Source organism: Mycobacterium sp. NGS19, from assembly GCF_059813155.1.
Map to the genome: position 1 here is coordinate 85,483 of NZ_JCALEB010000001.1, position 16,850 is coordinate 102,332.

The 16,850-nt window shown below is 67.9% G+C and carries 20 protein-coding genes; 7 read left to right on the top strand and 13 right to left on the bottom strand.

The features are described 5' to 3' along the window. Positions 1 to 27 precede the first annotated feature (27 nt). A complete protein-coding gene (locus AC5Y4N_RS00425) occupies positions 28 to 1,212 on the top strand; it encodes an Rv1157c family protein (protein WP_499909856.1) in 1,185 nt (394 codons plus the stop codon). Positions 1,213 to 1,319: 107 nt separating this feature from the next. Here AC5Y4N_RS00425 and AC5Y4N_RS00430 read toward each other — a convergent pair whose 3' ends face one another. Further along, positions 1,320 to 1,466, bottom strand: coding sequence for a DUF1059 domain-containing protein (locus AC5Y4N_RS00430; RefSeq protein ID WP_499909713.1), 147 nt, complete (start codon positions 1,464 to 1,466; stop codon positions 1,320 to 1,322). 4 nt (positions 1,467 to 1,470) lie between these two features. Further along, positions 1,471 to 2,040: an HhH-GPD-type base excision DNA repair protein gene (locus tag AC5Y4N_RS00435; protein ID WP_499909711.1), complete on the bottom strand. Its 570-nt coding sequence runs from the start codon at positions 2,038 to 2,040 to the stop codon at positions 1,471 to 1,473. 46 nt (positions 2,041 to 2,086) lie between these two features. Between AC5Y4N_RS00435 and AC5Y4N_RS00440 the strand changes: the two genes are divergently transcribed. Then, positions 2,087 to 3,274, top strand: coding sequence for an MFS transporter (locus AC5Y4N_RS00440; protein ID WP_499909854.1), 1,188 nt, complete (start codon positions 2,087 to 2,089; stop codon positions 3,272 to 3,274). On the opposite strand, the gene AC5Y4N_RS00445 is transcribed toward AC5Y4N_RS00440, so the two are convergent. After that, a complete protein-coding gene (locus AC5Y4N_RS00445) occupies positions 3,271 to 3,714 on the bottom strand; it encodes a PPOX class F420-dependent oxidoreductase (protein WP_499909710.1) in 444 nt (147 codons plus the stop codon). The genes AC5Y4N_RS00440 and AC5Y4N_RS00445 overlap by 4 nt on opposite strands. A gap of 41 nt (positions 3,715 to 3,755) precedes the next feature. Here AC5Y4N_RS00445 and AC5Y4N_RS00450 point away from each other — a divergent pair, with 41 nt between their 5' ends. Together AC5Y4N_RS00450 and AC5Y4N_RS00455 are read left to right on the top strand one after the other, a co-directional pair. Further along, positions 3,756 to 4,274: a DUF1697 domain-containing protein gene (locus tag AC5Y4N_RS00450; protein ID WP_499909708.1), complete on the top strand. Its 519-nt coding sequence runs from the start codon at positions 3,756 to 3,758 to the stop codon at positions 4,272 to 4,274. A 12-nt stretch (positions 4,275 to 4,286) separates the two neighbouring features. Then, a complete protein-coding gene (locus tag AC5Y4N_RS00455; RefSeq protein WP_499909706.1) occupies positions 4,287 to 5,126 on the top strand; it encodes a class I SAM-dependent methyltransferase in 840 nt (279 codons plus the stop codon). On the opposite strand, the gene AC5Y4N_RS00460 is transcribed toward AC5Y4N_RS00455, so the two are convergent. Then, positions 5,123 to 5,497 (bottom strand): Rv1152 family transcriptional regulator, encoded by a 375-nt coding sequence (locus tag AC5Y4N_RS00460; protein WP_499909704.1) that lies wholly within the window; start codon positions 5,495 to 5,497, stop codon positions 5,123 to 5,125. The genes AC5Y4N_RS00455 and AC5Y4N_RS00460 overlap by 4 nt on opposite strands. Before the next feature lie 39 nt (positions 5,498 to 5,536). On the opposite strand from AC5Y4N_RS00460, the gene AC5Y4N_RS00465 reads away from it, so the two are divergent. Continuing rightward, a complete protein-coding gene (locus AC5Y4N_RS00465; protein WP_499909702.1) occupies positions 5,537 to 6,250 on the top strand; it encodes an NAD-dependent deacylase in 714 nt (237 codons plus the stop codon). 4 nt (positions 6,251 to 6,254) lie between these two features. Here AC5Y4N_RS00465 and AC5Y4N_RS00470 read toward each other — a convergent pair whose 3' ends face one another. Genes AC5Y4N_RS00470 through AC5Y4N_RS00480 form a run of 3 tightly spaced genes read right to left on the bottom strand, consistent with a single transcriptional unit; the run spans position 6,255 to position 9,832 of the window. Next, a complete protein-coding gene (locus AC5Y4N_RS00470) occupies positions 6,255 to 6,896 on the bottom strand; it encodes a class I SAM-dependent methyltransferase (RefSeq protein WP_499909700.1) in 642 nt (213 codons plus the stop codon). Then, positions 6,889 to 7,590, bottom strand: coding sequence for a TetR/AcrR family transcriptional regulator (locus AC5Y4N_RS00475; RefSeq protein ID WP_499909698.1), 702 nt, complete (start codon positions 7,588 to 7,590; stop codon positions 6,889 to 6,891). The genes AC5Y4N_RS00470 and AC5Y4N_RS00475 overlap by 8 nt, the downstream gene beginning before the upstream one ends. After that, positions 7,571 to 9,832 carry an MMPL family transporter gene (locus AC5Y4N_RS00480; protein ID WP_499909696.1) on the bottom strand — a complete coding sequence of 754 codons (2,262 nt, stop codon included), beginning with the start codon at positions 9,830 to 9,832 and terminating at the stop codon, positions 7,571 to 7,573. The genes AC5Y4N_RS00475 and AC5Y4N_RS00480 overlap by 20 nt, the downstream gene beginning before the upstream one ends. 162 nt (positions 9,833 to 9,994) lie before the next feature. Between AC5Y4N_RS00480 and AC5Y4N_RS00485 the strand changes: the two genes are divergently transcribed. Continuing rightward, positions 9,995 to 10,126: a hypothetical protein gene (locus AC5Y4N_RS00485; protein ID WP_499909694.1), complete on the top strand. Its 132-nt coding sequence runs from the start codon at positions 9,995 to 9,997 to the stop codon at positions 10,124 to 10,126. Positions 10,127 to 10,191: 65 nt separating this feature from the next. On the opposite strand, the gene AC5Y4N_RS00490 is transcribed toward AC5Y4N_RS00485, so the two are convergent. Next, positions 10,192 to 11,190, bottom strand: coding sequence for an NAD(P)H-dependent flavin oxidoreductase (locus AC5Y4N_RS00490; RefSeq protein ID WP_499909692.1), 999 nt, complete (start codon positions 11,188 to 11,190; stop codon positions 10,192 to 10,194). A 4-nt stretch (positions 11,191 to 11,194) separates the two neighbouring features. Further along, a complete protein-coding gene (locus tag AC5Y4N_RS00495) occupies positions 11,195 to 11,968 on the bottom strand; it encodes a 3-hydroxyacyl-CoA dehydrogenase (RefSeq protein ID WP_499909690.1) in 774 nt (257 codons plus the stop codon). 78 nt (positions 11,969 to 12,046) lie between these two features. On the opposite strand from AC5Y4N_RS00495, the gene AC5Y4N_RS00500 reads away from it, so the two are divergent. Beyond that, on the top strand, positions 12,047 to 12,865 hold the full coding sequence (locus tag AC5Y4N_RS00500) for an enoyl-CoA hydratase (RefSeq protein WP_499909688.1): 819 nt from the start codon (positions 12,047 to 12,049) through the stop codon (positions 12,863 to 12,865). Here the strand turns inward: AC5Y4N_RS00500 and AC5Y4N_RS00505 are convergent. The 4 genes from AC5Y4N_RS00505 to AC5Y4N_RS00520 are packed head-to-tail and all read right to left on the bottom strand — an operon-like array spanning position 12,862 to position 16,835. Next, a complete protein-coding gene (locus tag AC5Y4N_RS00505; RefSeq protein ID WP_499909686.1) occupies positions 12,862 to 13,125 on the bottom strand; it encodes a hypothetical protein in 264 nt (87 codons plus the stop codon). The two genes, AC5Y4N_RS00500 and AC5Y4N_RS00505, sit on opposite strands and share 4 nt — an antisense overlap. 44 nt (positions 13,126 to 13,169) lie before the next feature. Next, on the bottom strand, positions 13,170 to 14,945 hold the full coding sequence (locus tag AC5Y4N_RS00510) for an N-acyl-D-amino-acid deacylase family protein (protein WP_499909684.1): 1,776 nt from the start codon (positions 14,943 to 14,945) through the stop codon (positions 13,170 to 13,172). Positions 14,946 to 14,952: 7 nt separating this feature from the next. Then, a complete protein-coding gene (locus AC5Y4N_RS00515; protein WP_499909682.1) occupies positions 14,953 to 15,690 on the bottom strand; it encodes a CPBP family intramembrane glutamic endopeptidase in 738 nt (245 codons plus the stop codon). After that, complete coding sequence (locus AC5Y4N_RS00520) at positions 15,687 to 16,835, bottom strand: NAD(P)H-binding protein (protein WP_499909680.1); 1,149 nt, start codon at positions 16,833 to 16,835, stop codon at positions 15,687 to 15,689. Before AC5Y4N_RS00520 ends, AC5Y4N_RS00515 begins: the two co-directional genes overlap by 4 nt. Positions 16,836 to 16,850: the final 15 nt, after the last annotated feature.

The following is a 16,850-nucleotide window of genomic DNA, read 5'->3' on the forward strand; positions in this document are numbered from 1 at the left end:
CCTGCCACCGAGACCGAGAGACGTTCTGTGTCCTGCACCCAGAAGCTGTTCGCGGGTATCGCCGCGCTGGCCGCGGCGATAGGTGGTCTGGCGACCTCCGGGGTGGCATCGGCCGACCCGCTGCCGCCGCCGATCCCGATCGACATCGCCCAGGCCCCGGGCCTGCCCGCGATCCAGCAGCTGAGCCCGGTTCTTCAGCAGGCGGCAGCCAACCCGGACAGCGCCGCGTCGATGCTGATGAACGCCGCGTCCGCATTCGCCAGCAATGCGGGCGCCCCGGCGGATTCGCGCCAGGTGGCGTCGTCGGTCAACCAGTTCGTGCAGCAGCCGGGCCGTCCCGGCGGCCCGCCGCCGCAGGGCCTTTCGATCAAGTTGCCGAACAACGTGAACCTGCCCGGCAACCTGAACCAACTGCTTCCGTCGGCGCCTAGTTCGCCCTCCGACAAACCTGCGGTCGGAAGCCCGCTGGTGCACGTTCCCCCGGCTGGTGTCGAGCCCGGAACCGTGCCGCATCTGCCCACCGGGATCGATCCGGCCCATGTCGTCGGGCCGGCCACCGGAAATGCGCTCGCACCGGCGCCCGGGGCCGCGCCCGACCCCACCGGCCGGGCCCTGACCGCGATGGCACCCGGTGCGCCTGCACCCCCGGCCGCTCCAGCTCCCGCGGCAGCCCCCGCGGCGCCCGCTGCGGCCGCGGCCCCGGCCCCTGCGCCTGCACCCGCGGCCGCAGCGCCTGCACCGGCTCCGGCTCCGGAAACACCTGCCCCAGCGCCTGGCCCGGCGCCCGCTGCGTTCGGGCCTGACGCCCCGCCGACGCAGGAGTTCATGTACCCGTCGATCGGCAACGGCTGCCTGGCCGACGGCGGCAACGCGATCGCGACCGCGATCTCGGTGGCCGGTCCGGCGTCGATTCCGAAACCCGGCCCGAAGGCGGGTCAGACCGCGTACGTGTTCACTGCGGTCGGCACGCCGGGCCCGGCGGCCGAGCAGAAGCTTCCGCTGAACGTCACCTGGGTCAACCTGACCACCGGCAAGTCAGGCACCGAGACGCTCAAGCCGAACCCCGACATCAACCCGAACGGGCCGACCACGTTGATGGCGATCGCCGACACCGGCTCAGGCAGCATCATGTCGACGATCTTCGGCCAGGTCACCACCGTCGAGCGGCAGTGCACGTTCTTGCCGACGATCGGCTCGACGGTCGTGCCGTAACCCCTCATCCCCGCGAGCGGGCGTGTCTGCACGGCGACACGCCGGCGCTTTGTGTACAGGAGGGCACGCTCGCGGGAATGCGAACGCGCGTCGGGGCCGAACCGGCGTCAGTACGCCATGAACAGGATGGCGTCGCGGTCGTATTCCAGGCCGGGATGCGCCTCGGCCAGGTGCGCCTGAGTCTTCTCGACGAGGTCGTCCTCGTCCTTACCGGTGATGGCTTCCCCGCACGGACAGTTGATGTGCGTCTTCATTCAGCTAGCCCTTCTTTGCCGACTTCAACTGCTTCTTGTAGGACCGCACTTTCTCCAGCGAGCCGGCGTCGACCACGTCCGCGATCGACATGTAGCTGCCGGCCTTGCCGTACTCACCCGCAGCCGCACGCCATCCCTTCGGCGTGACGCCGTACTGCTTGCCCAGCAACGCAAGGAAGATCCGCGCCTTCTGCTCGCCGAACCCCGGCAGCTCTTTGAGCCGGCGTAACACCTCGGCGCCGTCGGGATCGCCTTGCGTCCACAGTGCGGCCGCGTCGCCGTCGTAGCGGTCGACGATCTCGCGGGCCAGCGCCTGGATCCGCTTTGCCATCGAGCCCGGAAATCGGTGCACGGCAGGCCGTTCCGCGCACAACGCGGCGAACTTCTCCGGGTCGTAGTCGGCGATCTCGCGGGCGTCGATGCCGCCGATGCGCTCGGCGATCTTCTTCGGCCCGGCGAACGCGGTCTCCATCGGCACCTGCTGATCCAGCAGCATCCCGATCAGCAGCGCCATCGGGTTGTCGTCGAGCAACGCATCGGCGGCCGGATCACCCACCAACTGCAGCTTCGGCACCGGCTTAGTCTAGAGCCCCGACCCAGGACGACAGGAGTATCAGGCGCTGAATACCAGCCGGCGGACCACGTTCGCCTTTCCACTGTTGGCGTACGTGTTCGCCGCGCTCATGCTCGGCACTACGCTGCCGACGCCCATGTACGCGCTGTACTCCGAGCGCATGCACTTCTCGGTGCTGACCACCACCGTGGTGTTCGCAACGTACGCCGGCGGGGTGCTGGCCGCACTGCTGCTGTTCGGCCGCTGGTCCGACGCGGTGGGCAGACGCCCGATGTTGTTGTTGGCCATCGCTTTTGCGGTCGGTAGCGCAGTCGCATTCCTGGCCGCCAACGGCGTCGACGACCTGCTGCTCGGCCGGTTGCTCTCGGGCCTGTCGGCGGGGGTGGCCACCGGAACCGCCACCGCCGCCGTCATCGAGGCGGCACCCGAACACTGGCGCGGCCGCGCGGCGGGGATCGCGACCGTCGCCAACATCGGCGGCCTCGGCGTCGGGCCGCTGCTGGCCGGACTGCTGGTGCAGTACGCGCCCGCTCCGCTGGCGCTGTCGTTCGCGGTGCACATCGTGCTGATGACGCTCGCCGCCGCCGGTGTGCTCGTCGCGCCCGAAACCAGCCCGCGCTCGGGCCGCATTGGCCTTCAGCGGCTCGCAGTGCCGCCTCATGTCCGCGCGGTGTTCGCCGTCGCGGCCACCGCCGGGTTCGCGGGTTTCGCCGTGCTCGGCCTGTTCACCGCGGTGTCGCCGTCGTTTCTGGCAGGCATCATCGACGTCGGCAACCATGCGGTGGCTGGGGCGGTCGTGTGCTCGATCTTCGCGGCGTCGGCAATCGCCCAATTGATGTCCGGGCGGATCGACCCGCAGCGCGCGGTGGCTGTCGGCTGCGCGACGTTGGCGTTCGGGATGCTGATCATCGCCGCGGCCCTTGGCTTTTCGAGCCTGCCGCTGCTGATTGTCGGCGCCGTGGTGGCGGGCGCCGGGCAAGGCGTCAGTTTCACCCGCGGTCTGGCCGCCGTGGCCGAGCAGACGCCACCGGATCGACGCGCAGAGGTGAGTTCGACGTACTTCGTCGTCGCCTACATCGCGATCTCGCTGCCCGTGATCGGCGAGGGCTTCGCGGCTGAGACGTGGGGATTGCGCACTGCCGGAATAGCTTTCGCGGTTGCGGTCGCGGCGCTGGCTGCGGTGTGCCTTGGCGCGATCCTGGTGCAGCAGCACCGCGAGACCCAGCGCCGCTAACGCATCCCGGGCGGCATGCCGTACACATGCGAGATCGGCAGCCGCATCAGGACTCTGCGGTCGGTGACCATCGCCCGGCGGTAGTCGTCCCAATCGGGATGCTCGCCGGCGATGTTGCGGTACAACGCAATCAAGCCCTCGACCGTGTCGTCGTGCGGGTCCGCGGCCGGCGGGCTCAGTTCTGCGGTCCCCTCGGCCACCGCATAGGACCAGCCGTCGTCGGCGCTCACCAGAATCGACGCCCGCGGGTCGCGGCGCAGGTTTCGGGTCTTGGCCCGCGGCTCGGTGATCGACACCTCGATCACCGAGGTGCGCGGATCGAAGTAGTAGGAGACATTCGACAATTGCGGCCGCCCGTCGCGCTTGATGGTGGCCAGCACGCCCAGCGAGTTTCCGCGGATCACGGCGAGCAGCTTGTCGTCGAAAGCCTGGGGCGCCATAGTGCGAGCCTACGTCCAAGTGCCGCGCTTACGATGACCCAATGACTCGCTACGCCGCGTTCTTGCGAGGCGTGAACGTCGGCGGGGTCAACCTCAAGATGGCCGACGTGGCCAAAGCGCTCACCGACGCGGGCTTCGACAAGGTGCAGACCATCCTGGCGAGCGGGAATGTCTTGCTGGAATCGAAGGCCAAAGCGGCCACGGTGCGCACCAACGCCGAAGCCGCGCTGCGCGAGAACTTCGGCTACGACGCGTGGGTTCTGGTCTACGACCTCGACACCTTGCAAGAGATCTCCGACAGCTATCCCTTCGAACGCGAGGTGGCCGACACCCACTCGTACGTCACGTTCGTCTCCGATCCCGACGTGCTCGACGAACTCGCAGCGCTGTCCCCCGGCCCCGGCGAGCGGATTCAACGCGGCAACGGCGTGATCTACTGGCAAGTGCCGCGGTCGAAGACACTCGACAGCGCGATGGGCAAGACCATGGGCAAAAAGCGCTACAAGTCGTCGACCACCACCCGCAACCTGCGCACGCTCGAGAAGGTCCTGCGCCGGTAAACTGGCGCGACGATGAGCTCCCTGAACGGCCACCGCGCCGACGCGACCGCGCTGACCGGCGTCTCCGAGACGGCACTGATGACGTTGCGGGCGCGCGCAAACGAAGCCCGCAGGCCGGATCGGATCATCGACGACCCGATGGCGATCAAGCTGATGGACTCCATCGACTACGACTTCGCCAAGTTCGGCATGGGCCCGCGCCAAGACGTCGCGGTGCGCGCGCTGGCTTTCGACAACAACGCCCGGCGCTATCTCGCCGCGCATCCGTCGGCCACTGTCGTGGCGCTCGCCGAAGGTCTGCAAACCAGCTTCTGGCGGCTCGACGCGTCCGACGTCGGTCACGAATTCCGTTGGCTCACTGTTGATTTGCCGCCGATGATCGAGTTGCGCCGACGGTTGCTGCCGCGCTCCGAGCGGATCACCGAACGCGCGCAGTCGGCACTGGACTTTTCCTGGATGGACGACGTCGACCCCGCGCCGGGCGTGTTCATCACCGCCGAGGGTCTGCTGATGTACTTGCAGCCCGACGAGGCGATGGGCCTGATCACCGAGTGCGCGCGCCGATTCCCCGGCGGCCAGATGATGTTCGACCTGCCGCCGCACTCGGCTACCACGCTGATCCGCCGCGGCTTTCGCACCTCGCTGCGCTACCGGGTGCCCCCGATGCCGTTCAGCTTGTCGGTGGCGCAGATCGCCGAGCTGGTGAACACGGTGCCGGGCGTGCGGGCCGTGCACGACTTGCCTTTGCCGCGCGGGCGCGGACCCGTGTTCAACGTGCTGGTGTGGACGCTGCAACGACTCCCGCTGTTCGATCCGTTCCGGCCGACGCTGACGCTGCTGGAGTTCGGTTAGCCCTGCGACCGGAACGCTGTCTCGACGTAGCGCAGGGCCTCCTGCTCGCCGACCCCCAGCGCACGCGCCGCGTCGACGAATGACCGCGCGGCCGCTGCCATCGCCGCCTCGCCGGGATCGGCGCCGCAAACGAAAGTGCCGTGCCTGCCGCGCGTCTCGACCAACCCTGCCAGCTCGAGTTCGCGGTAGGTCCGCGCCACGGTGTTGGCCGCCAGCCCGAGCCGCCTCGCCAAGGCGCGCACCGTCGGCAGCCGGGTGCCCGCGGCCAGCCGGCCGTCCCGGATGCCGCCGATGATCTGGGTCCTCAACTGATCGAACAGCGGTGTGCCCGCCGTGCTGTCCAGCCGCACCCAGTCGGCCAACTCGGACACCTGCTCAACATAGCGCGACCTGCCGCTACCGTGGATTCCGTGCGTGTAACGGTGCTCAGCGGTGCCGGGATGTCGGCCGAAAGCGGCGTTGCGACGTTCCGCGACGCCCAGACCGGCCTGTGGGAGACCTTCGACCCTGAAGAGCTCGCCAGCCCGGCCGCGTGGCTGCGACAGCCCGACGTGGTGTGGGCGTGGTACTTGTGGCGCTACCACCTCGTGCGGTCCGTCGAGCCCAACCCCGGCCACTACGCCGTGGCCGACTGGCAGCGTCACGCCGACGTGCGCGTCGTCACCCAGAACATCGACAACCTGCACGAGCGTGCGGGCAGCCGCCATGTCGCCCACTTGCACGGCAGTCTGTTCGAGTTCCACTGCTCGGAATGCGGCAAGGAGTATCGCGGCGATCTGCCACAGATGACCGAACCCGTCGGCGCCGTGGACCCGCCGTTGTGCGACTGCGGCGGCCGGATCCGTCCTGGCGTGGTGTGGTTCGGCGAGCCACTGCCCGACGAGCCGTGGCAGCAGGCCGTCGACGCTGTGGCAGCCGCCGACGTGGTGATCGTGGTGGGCACGTCCGGGATCGTCTACCCGGCAGCGGGTTTGCCGTCGGCTGCACTGGCCCAGGGCATCCCCGTCATCGAAGTCAACCCCGACGCCACGCTGCTGTCTGACTTCGCGACCGTCACGGTCCGCGACACCGCCGCGCGTGCGCTCCCGACGTTGCTCGACCGCATCGTGGAGCTGGTCGGCTGAGCACCTACGCGGGCCGCACCGCCCGGCCCAGCGCGTGCTCGGACACCGGCACCGGGACCCATCCCGGAAGCGTCCACTCGCGCCGGGCCGTCTGCGGCACGAAGCCCGCGGCGGCAATCGCCCGCTCGGTGTCGCGGTGCGTGTGGCAGTTGCCGGCCAGCCGCGGCCAGATCGTCGCGTCGGCCAGCCGTTGCATCCGGCCGCGAACACCGCCGCTGGCCACATGTTCCAGATAGCGCAGCTCGCCACCCGGCCGCAGCATCGAAAACAGTCGCCGCAGCACGGCTTCGGGGTCTTCGACCGAACACAGCACCAGCGAGCACACCACGGCGTCGAACGGCGCGCCCGACGTCAAGTCTTCGATCGCGCAATCCACGACGGTGATGGGCACCGGCGCCGTGTGGGCGCTTCGGCGGGCGATCGCATTGAGCCGCGGCTCGGGCTCCACGGCGATCACCTCCTCGACCGTGGTCGGGTAGTGCACGAAATTCGAGCCGGTGCCTGCACCCACTTCCAGCACCCGGCCGGTGAGCCCGGCGAGGTTTCGCCGACGCAGCTCCCGCAGTTTCGGCGGCTCATGGCGCGACAGCACCGTCCAGATCCGGGCGAACAGCGGGTTCTCGACGCGGATGGCTTCGTCACTCATGTTCTGCCTCTTTGATTTTCATGATCGTGTTGATGGCGTCCTGTGGGCTGGCGTCGTAGCCGATTATCCCGCTGACGATCTGGCCGCAGCACACCGCGCGCAGCACCCGGTCGGTGAACTGCTCCACGTCACCCCACGGCAGATACGGTTTGGCGATCAGCAGCGCCGCGACGCCGTGCGCGGCGGTCCACATCTCGAGCGCTGTGGTGGTCGCGTCGTCTTGGACGTAGATGCCCTGGTCCATCAACGCTTGCACGGTGGCACGCATGTGGGTGAACGCCGAGCTGTTGAGGGTGAGATCCACGTCGCTGCCGGGGCGGCCCTCGCTCATCGTGGCGATCCGGTACAACTCGGGCGTCTGCAACGCGAACCGCACATAGGCCTGACCCTGGGCGCGCAGCACGTCCATCGTGGTCGTCTGCCCTATCGTCGCTCGTTGCATCTCTTCGTCGAGCTTCTCGAAATACCGTGCGCAGACCGCGTCGAGCAGTGCGTCCTTGTCCTTGAAGTGCAGGTAGATCGACGGTGGCGTGACGCCGACGCGCTGGGCCACCGAACGGATCGAAACCGCTTTGGCCTGACCGGTTTTCAGCAGCAGCTCGGTGGCAGCGTCGAGGATCTCGTCGCGCAGCTGGTCACCGGCGCCGCGCGGAGATCGGCGCCTGCGATCGGAACTAGGCGCGGGACTGGACACGCGGTTTCGTCTCGCTCGTCGCGAGCGCGGGCGCTTCGCTGATTCCGAACCGCGCGTGCAGACGCGCCAACGGCTTGGGCGCCCACCAGTTCGCCCGCCCCAACACATGCATGAACGCCGGGACCAACAGCATCCGCACCAGCGTCGCATCGACCAGCACGGCCAACGTGAGACCCACGCCGAACATCCGCATGAATGCCACCTGCGCTGCGATCAGCGCGGCGAACGAAATCGACATCAGCAGCGCCGCGGCCGTCACCACGCGGCCGGTGCGGGCGAGACCAAGCGCGACGCTCTCGTCGTTGTCGGTGCGCGTCTGCGGCGATTGCAGCCAGAACTCGCGGATCCGCGAGACCAAAAACACCTCGTAGTCCATCGACAGCCCGAACGCGATGCAGAACAGCAGCACCGGCATGTTGGCGACGAGCGTGCCGGTGGGTGTGGTGCCGAACGCCCCGAGGTGGCCCTCCTGGAAGATCCACACCAGTGCACCGAACGCGGCGGTCAACGACAAGACGTTGAGCAGCAAGGCTTTCAGCGGTAGCACCACACTGCCGGTGAGCATGAACAGCAGCACGAACGTGATGACCGCGATCACTGTGAGCACCGCGGGGATACGAGACGTGACCGCATGGCTGCTGTCCCGGTTGATCTGCGCGGTACCGGTCAGCAGCACGTCGTGGCCGCCGGGGCCGGTGACGGCGTGCAGCCGGTCGAGCTGCGTTTCCGAGGCCGCGGTGAACAGCGGCGCGGTACTGCCGATCGTGACGAACGCGCTGTTGTCCTTCATCCCGGTGGCGGCGGACGGCGGCCCGGCCGGCGCACCACGCACAAAGGTACCGACCGGCGTGGAGACCGACGAGACGTCCGGCACCGTCGACAATTCGGCGGCGTAGCGGCCCAGCTCTTGTGGGCTGACCCCGGACATGTCGGGGATCACCGCGGTCACGTTCATGGCACTGTCCACCGCGAAGTCGCTGCGCAGGCTGTCGCCGATCTGGCGCGCCGACGCGGACTGCGGCAGCACGCGATCGTCGGGGAAGCCCCACTTGGCGCCCAGGAACGGCGCACCGAGCGCGAGCAGCAGCACGATGATCACGACGCCTACCGGAATGGCATGGCGCATAACGAATTTCGTCGAGCGGTACCAAAACGTCTGCTGCACCGGCTTCGCGACGGGTTCTGGCCGCCCCGAAATTCGGCGGCCGAGCTTGCGCACGTCCAGCGAGTCCAGCCGCTCGCCCAGCAGCGCGATAGCCGCCGGCGCCACCACAATCGCGGCCGCCGCGGCGAATGCCACCACCGCGACACCGGCGTAGGCGAACGACTTCAGGAAGTACATCGGGAACAACACCATCGCGACCATCGACAGCGCGACCGTCATCGCCGAGAACAGCACAGTGCGTCCCGCGGTGGCCATCGTCCGGATCAGCGCCTCGTCGCGCGGACGGCCGTCGGCGAGCTCGTCTCGGTAGCGGCTGATGATCAGCAGGGTGTAGTCGATGGCCAGCGCGAGTCCCATCGCGACGGTCAGGTTCAGCGCGAAGATCGAAACGTCGGTGGCGAACGTGATCGCGTGAAGAACGGCCATCGAGCCGAGGATCGCGAACCCGCCGACCGCCAGCGGCAGCGCGGCCGCGAGCAGCCCGCCGAACACCCACACCAGGACCAGGAAGCTGAGCGGGATCGCGATCGATTCCATCAGCAGCAGGTCTTTTTCGCTCTGGCCGTTGATCTGCACGTAGATCATGGCTTCGCCGCCGGCCTTGACGGTCACGCCGTCGCGGTCATGGGCGACCCGGGCGGCCAAGGCCTTGGCACGCTGCTGGGCTTCGCTTTCGGTGCCGGAGATGCCGGCGACGATCAACCCGGTCTGGCCATCCTTGCTGATCAACGCCGGCGCCGCGGCAGGACCCGACGTCCACGCCGAGGTCACCTGCGCGACGAACGGTGACTCTTGCAGCTGGCGTGCGATGTCGAGGCCGGCCGCGCGTGCCTGTGGGCTTTGAGCACCCGCAGGGGAGGTGACGCTGACCACCAGTTCCATGTCGCCTTGCCCGAAGGTGCGTGACAGCATGGTCGCGGCCTGCGCCGACTCCGACGTCGGGTCCTGGAAACCCCCCGCCGACAGGCTCTTCGTGACGGGAATGCCGAACACCGCGGTGCCCACCATGAGAAGCAGTGCGACGGCGATGACGCGCCGCGGCGCCGCGATGGCCATTCGAGCGATTCCGGCGAGCACGCAACGTCCTTCCGCCCTACATACGTATCGGCGGTAACTTATCAGCGATAACTCATGGCGGTCAACGGCAAACCGCTCGACCCTACCCGTCGGTAAGAATTGCCACCGTTTTCCGAAACGTGACTCAAAGTCTTCTTAGAGGCGGCCCATACGCTCACTGGCATGTGGATCGATGACACCAGCGCCGACGTCATCAAAGTTGACTTCGACGCCCTCTACCACGGTGATCTGTTGGTAGAAGGCGACACCTCAGAGCAACTCGACGACTGGCATCCGCTGGCACCCGCCGTCTGACCGAAGGCCGGCGCCGAAGTTTGCTCGGCGCCGGCCTTACTGACAGCTCATGCCGATCGAGCCGGCTATGCCGGAACCTTTTCGTCTTCGTCCGATCCGATCATCCGGGCCAGTCGCCCGCTGATCAGTTCTTCCGCCTCGGTCACAATCCGTGACACCAGCTCGCCGACGGTCGGGATGTCGTTGATCAGCCCCATCGCCGTGCTCACCGACCAGATGCCCGCATCGAGGTCGCCGTTCTCGAACACCTTGACCCCGCGCACGCCGGCGACCAGATCCTTGACGTCCTCGAACTGGCCGCCATTGTCGAGAATCTGCACCACCTCGCGCGACACCGCGTTGCTGGCCACCCGCGCGGTGTTGCGCAGCGGCCGGAAGATCAGCTCGGTGTCGAGCTCACTGCCGGCGACGATCGCTTCCTTGACGTTCTGATGGATTCCCGATTCCACCGTGCACATGAACCGCGAGCCCATGTTGATGCCGTCGGCGCCGAGCGCCAGCGCGGCCACCAGGCCCCGGCCGTCGGCGAAACCACCGGAGGCGATCATCGGAATCTCGATCTTGTCGGCAGCCGCGGGAATGAGCACCAGCCCCGGAATGTCGTCCTCGCCGGGATGCCCCGCGCATTCGAACCCGTCGATGCTGATGCCGTCCACGCCCAGGCTCTGCGCCTTCACCGCGTGCCGCACCGACGTGCACTTGTGCAGCACCTTGATCCCGTTGTCGTGGAACATCGGCAGGTGCGGCGCCGGGTTGGAGCCCGCGGTCTCGACGATCTTGATGCCCGAGTCGACGATCACCTTGCGGTATTCGTCGTACGGCGGCGGATTGATCGTCGGCAGAATCGTCAGGTTGACCCCGAACGGCTTGTCGGTCAGCTCCCGGCAGCGGGCGATCTCGTTGGCCAGATCCGCCGGGGTGGGCTGCGTCAACGCGGTGATGAAGCCCAGTGCACCCGAATTCGCAACGGCAGCAACGAGTTCCGCCCGACCAACCCACTGCATGCCGCCCTGGACGATCGGGTGCTCGACACCGAAGGCCTCGGTGAATTTGGTTTTGATCATCCCGCTACCTCGGGGCCATCCGGATCGCACCGTCGAGGCGAATCACCTCACCGTTGAGCATCGGGTTCTTGACGATGTGCACGGCCAACGCGGCGTACTCGGCAGGATCGCCCAGGCGGGCCGGGTGCGGAACCTGCGCACCCAGCGACTTCTGCGCCTCCTCGGGCAGCGAGCCCAACAGCGGTGTCTTGAACAGACCGGGCGCGATCGTGCACACCCGGATCAACTCGCGGGCCAGATCACGCGCGATCGGCACGGTCATTCCGACCACGCCGCCCTTCGACGCCGAGTAGGCGGCCTGGCCGATCTGCCCTTCGAACGCCGCGACGGATGCGGTGTTGACGATCACGCCGCGCTCAGGGCTGTCCGGCGGACCCACGGGCTCGGTCTTCGCGATGCGCTCGGCGGCGAGGCGCAGCACGTTGAAAGTGCCGATCAGGTTGACCTGGACGGTCTTGGTGAACACGTCCAGCGGAAACGGGCCGTTCTTGCTCAGCGTCTTCACCGCGCTGCCGATGCCCGCGCAGTTCACGTTGATCCGCACCGGGCCCAGCGACTCGGCGAGGTCGAGCGCCTTGGTCACCGCCGCCTCGTCAGTGACGTCGGCAGGTGCGAATCGAGCACGGTCGCCCAGTTCCTTGGCCACCTCTTCGCCCTTGCTGGTCGGCAGGTCGAGAATCACCACCTGGGCACCCTCGTCGAGCAGCGCCTTCGCCGTCGCGAGCCCGAGGCCTGACGCACCGCCGGTGACGAGTGCTACGGCGTCTTTGATCTCCACTGATCGTTTCCTTTCCTGGGTCGCTCACCGTACCGACCTACTGGTTGGTCGAACTTAACAGAGCCATAAGGTGTAGCCATGACGACCCTCGATTCCAGCACCGAGGCCTATCGAGCTGTCAACGGCCTCTCGCTCGAGCTCGCCGGTGGCGTGCTATCGATCACGATGAACCGTCCGGAAAGCCTGAACTCGCTCACCGAGGCGATGCTGTCCGGGATCGCCGACTGGGTGGAACAGGCGGGTGACGACGACCGCGTGCGCGTGGTGCGCCTCGGCGGGGCCGGCCGCGGGTTCAGTTCCGGCGCGGGCATCAGCGAGGAAGATCAAAAGGGCGGTGGCGCAAGCTCTCCCACGAAGATCATCGACGAAGCGAACCGCGCGGTTCGCGCCATCACCAGGCTGCCGAAGCCGGCCGTCGCGGTGGTGCACGGCCCGGCGGCCGGTGTCGCGACCTCGTTGGCATTCGGCTGCGACGTCGTATTGGCTTCGGAGAACGCGTTTTTCATGCTCGCGTTCACCAAGATCGGCTTGATGCCCGACGGTGGCTCGTCTGCGCTGGTGGCCGCGGCGGCCGGCCGGTTACGGGCGATGCGCATGGCACTACTGGCTGAACGGATCTCCGCCCGCGAGGCGGTGGACTGGGGCCTGGTCACCGCCGTCTATCCCGCCGGCAAATTCGACGCCGAGGTCGACAAGGTCGTCGCGACCCTGGTCAACGGGCCGGCGGTGGCGTTCCGCAAGACCAAAGAGGCCATCAACGCCGCGACACTGACCGAGCTCGAGGCGGCGTTCGAACGCGAGAAGCAAGGCCAGTCGGTGTTGATCACGTCGCACGACTTCATCGAGGGCACAACCGCATTCCAGCAGCGGCGCCCGCCCACGTTCAAGGACCGCTAGGAGCCGCCGGCGTCCGAGTGTGGTGTCGGGCTCTGCGACGATTCCCACTTGGCCGCCAGCGACCGCTTGACCGTCGTGCCGGATCTCAGGTCTACCTGGAACGTCTCACCGTCGTCGCCTTCCAGCGTGACGACGTACCCGCCGTCGTTGGCGTCCTTGAACACCACCTTGTACGGATGCTCTCCGGTGCCGCGGTCGAGCGCGATGATGTCGCCTGGCGCGACGTCGTCGATGCGGTCGTGACCGGAAACCTCAGACATGACGCCGACGGTAGCCGATCGTGCAGTGCGATCCCGCGCTCACCTCAGGTGAAGGCAGACTCTTGGGCTTCCGCACCCAGGAATCGTCCCGACTTGGAGGTGGTGCCGTACCCGTCCCGGAACACGCCGCTGCGGTAGACCACCGCGCCCCCGACCCCTGTGGCCACGATGGCGGCGTCGTTGCGGTTGACCATTCGGCTCAGCCCGCCGTAGAACGGCACCTGCTCCTCGTAGTAGCCGTCCACCGAGTCGTCGAGCCCAGCCGGATCGATCACCACGAAATCCGCGCGGTCGCCCCCGCGCAGAGTGCCCGCGTCCAGCCCGAACCAGTCGGCCACCTCGGCGGTCAGCCGGTGCACCGCATGCTCGACGGTCATGAACGGCTTTCCGGCGTGCTGCGCGTCCAGCACACGCTTGAGCAGCCGCAGCGGGAAGTTGTAGAACGCCATGTTGCGCAGATGCGCACCGGCATCGGAGAACCCCATGTGCACGGTCGGCTCGACGGCCAGCTTGTCCAGCTGCGAGGGCCGGTGGTTGGCCACCACAGTGGTCCACCGCACGTTGCGCTCGCCGTTCTCGACGAGCACGTCGAGGAACGCATCCAGCGGGTGCAGACCGCGTTCGTCGGCGATCTGCCCGAAGCTCTTGCCCACCAAGCCGACGTCAGGGCAGTCGACGATCACCGCATCGTGAAAGTCGCGATGCCACAACGTCGGTCCGAGCTTGACCTTGTCGAATTCCCGACGGAAGCGGCGACGGTACTCGGTGTCGGCCAGTAAGCTGTTGCGCTGCAACTGATCCCGCAGGTGCAATGCGGCAGTGCCCGCGCCGAACTCTTCGAACACCGGCAGAGCGATGCCGTCGGAATAGAGCACGAACGGCACCGGCAGGTGCTGGAACCGAATGCTCGCGTCGAACAGCTTGTTGAGCAGCCGGGTCAGCGGCCCGAACACCTTCACCGCGCCCGGGTTCGACTTGGCGTCCGCCGATACCAGCAGGCTCATCCGAACGCCCTTGCGCCGGCCGAACATTCGGCTGCTGGAGGCGAAGAACAACAGCCCCGAAAGCGGATTCTCGACGTTGGGTGCGCTCTGCAGTAGGCGGTCACGCTTGCGCAGCACCGCGATCAGCCGGCGCCGTTCACGCCACGTCGCGAAGGTCGACGGCAGCGCTCGCGAGCGGTACCGGTCGCCGTCGAGCTTGTCGATCGGCGCATCCATCCCGGACATGCCCAGAAGCCCGGCGTCCAGAGCCTCCTCGAGCAACTGAGCCATCTTGTCCAGTTCGGCGTCGGTGGGCCTGACGTCGCCCGTGGTGGCGCGCCCCAGCCCGAGCACCGAGGTGCGCAGATCCGAATGGCCAAGCATCGAGGCGACATTCGGCCCCAGCGGCAGATCGTCGAGCGCCCGCACGTATTCGGCGGGCGTCGACCACGTCTTCTTGGCGTTCAGCGCATCGAGCACGTACTGGCGCGGCACCGCCTCCACGCGGCTGAACAGATCGGCCGCGTCGGCGGCGTCGGCGTAGACGGTCGACAGCGAGCAGTTGCCCAGCAGCACCGTGGTGACGCCGTGCCGCACGGACTCGCGCAAGCCGGGATCCAGAAGCACCTCGGCGTCGTAGTGGGTATGCACGTCGATGAACCCGGGGACCACCCACTTGCCGGCCGCGTCGATCACCTCTGGGCAGCCGGTCTCGTCCAGCGGCTCTGCGGACACCTGCGCGACGATGCCGTCGCGCACGCCGATGGTGCGAAGCGAAGGCGCGGCGCCGGTTCCGTCGAACCACAGGCCGTTGCGGAGGACGACGTCGTAGGTCATGAATCGGTCACCGTCCTGCCGAGAGGCCGAAGATCGGCGGCAGCGCCAGCACCATCAGCACGCTCCACCAGAAGTGGATGAGGATGGGCGCCAGCACTCCGCCGGTCGCGCGGCGCGCAAGGGCGCACACCGTGCCCAGGATGACCGCGGCGAAGCCGAGCATCGGGTTGCCACTGGCCAGGGTCGCGGCGATGTACAGCAGCGTCGAGAAGACCACTGGATAGAACCGGCCCAACGCCGAGTACAGCGCTCCCCGGAAGAAGCATTCTTCGGCGATGCCGTTGATCAGCGTGATCATCAGAACCAGCGGCAGCGAGCCGCGGTCGGCGAACTCGAGAACGCGGGTGACGTAGTCGTTGACCGCCGGGATTTCGCGCGCGCCCAAGCCGCCGAGCAGAAACGCACCGCCCAGCGCCAGTCCGACCACTGTGCCGGTGATGACCGGTCGCTGGTTGCGGCCGCGGAACTTGATGCAGCCGAGGTGCAGCGGCCGCGACAACAATGCGCCGGCGAACCACACCCCGGCCAGCAGGAACGTCGACCAATAGAACGAGTCGTCGCCGGCGGGCCGTTTCAGCGAGAACCCGAGCACCACGGCACCGATCACCAAGAACACCGCGACGACGATGCGCCGCCGAACGACCACCGCGGGGGGCTCGTGGTACGGAACCGCGACCGTGGTCGCGATCTCTTTGATTTCGCCCAGCAGTCCGGGCCGTGTGGTTTCCGGCGCCTGTTGCGTCATGCAGATTTTCCGTTCGGCGTGAGTTCGGCAAGAATGTCCAGCCCCGTGCGAAGCACCCCGGCCACGGGGCCGGGCACCAGGTTGACCAGTTCCAGCGCTGGCCGGGCGGCCGCCGGGGTCACCGCGCGGACCCGCCGCTGCAGCGCAAGCACGTCGCCGCCCGCCCAGTCGGGGTCGGTATCGGCGAGGTGATGCGGGTCGGCGAGCTCGTTGACCGGCCGAGGCGTGCGAGTGGCGACGGACGCGGCGATCGCGTCCGCGATCGGGGTCAGCCCACCCGGGGGGTCGGGCACCAGGTCGCTCAGCCGGTGCTCGGAGGCGGTCATCGGGTGGTCGAGCGACTCGACGAGGTCGGCGGCGAGACCACCGGGAACCGGCAGCGCGACCGCCGTCACCCGCGACACCAAAGCCGTGTCGATGCCACGCACAGGCAGCCCGGCCCGCCAGCTGCCGGTCGCGCGGGCGTAGTCGAACAGAAGGTCCCGGTACGTCGTTGTCTCCGGCCCGCAGATGTCGTAGCCGCCCGCGGGCACGCGGTCGGAGTCGGCCACGGCGACAAGGTAGTACAGGACGTCGCGGATTGAGATCGGATCCATCGGATTGGCCGCCCACGGCAGCAGCGGAAAGAGCAGGAAGCGGTCGCCGACGTACCGCAGCATCTCGAACGACGTCGACCCCGCCCCGATGATCATCGCCGCGCCGAGCCAGACCACTTCCGCACCACCGTCGACCGACAGCGACGCCGCCACCTCGGCGCGGCTGGCCAGGTGCTCGGAGAGGTCGTCGTCGTCGGGCACAAATCCGCCGAGGTAGACGATGCGCCGCACTCCGGCTTCTTTGGCAGCGGTCGCGAGGTTGGCAGCCGCACGGTTGTCGGCGTCACGAAAGCCCGGCTGTCCGATGCCGTGCACCAGGTAGTAGACGACGTCGACGGGCCCGGCATCGGCCAACGCCGCCCGGGTCGCGTCGAGGTTCGCCGCGTCGAGGGCGACCGGCTGGATGTCGTCATACCAGCCAAACCGCTTGAGCGAGGCCGGATTTCGGCTCGCTGCAACGACCTGATGGCCGTCGCGGACCAACGCCGCGACGAGCCGCGATCCGACATATCCGGTGGCTCCGGTGACGAGAGCACGCACATTGGTCACCGTAGGCGATTACCC

Coding starts and splice junctions, on each gene's coding strand:
- AC5Y4N_RS00510 (WP_499909684.1), bottom strand. CDS start 14,945: ATGACCTACGACGTCGTCCTCCGCAACGGCCTGTGGTTCGACGGAACC.
- AC5Y4N_RS00500 (WP_499909688.1), top strand. CDS start 12,047: ATGACGACCCTCGATTCCAGCACCGAGGCCTATCGAGCTGTCAACGGC.
- AC5Y4N_RS00430 (WP_499909713.1), bottom strand. CDS start 1,466: ATGAAGACGCACATCAACTGTCCGTGCGGGGAAGCCATCACCGGTAAG.
- AC5Y4N_RS00515 (WP_499909682.1), bottom strand. CDS start 15,690: ATGACGCAACAGGCGCCGGAAACCACACGGCCCGGACTGCTGGGCGAA.
- AC5Y4N_RS00505 (WP_499909686.1), bottom strand. CDS start 13,125: ATGTCTGAGGTTTCCGGTCACGACCGCATCGACGACGTCGCGCCAGGC.
- AC5Y4N_RS00470 (WP_499909700.1), bottom strand. CDS start 6,896: ATGAGTGACGAAGCCATCCGCGTCGAGAACCCGCTGTTCGCCCGGATC.
- AC5Y4N_RS00455 (WP_499909706.1), top strand. CDS start 4,287: ATGAGCTCCCTGAACGGCCACCGCGCCGACGCGACCGCGCTGACCGGC.
- AC5Y4N_RS00450 (WP_499909708.1), top strand. CDS start 3,756: ATGACTCGCTACGCCGCGTTCTTGCGAGGCGTGAACGTCGGCGGGGTC.
- AC5Y4N_RS00485 (WP_499909694.1), top strand. CDS start 9,995: ATGTGGATCGATGACACCAGCGCCGACGTCATCAAAGTTGACTTCGAC.
- AC5Y4N_RS00445 (WP_499909710.1), bottom strand. CDS start 3,714: ATGGCGCCCCAGGCTTTCGACGACAAGCTGCTCGCCGTGATCCGCGGA.
- AC5Y4N_RS00490 (WP_499909692.1), bottom strand. CDS start 11,190: ATGATCAAAACCAAATTCACCGAGGCCTTCGGTGTCGAGCACCCGATC.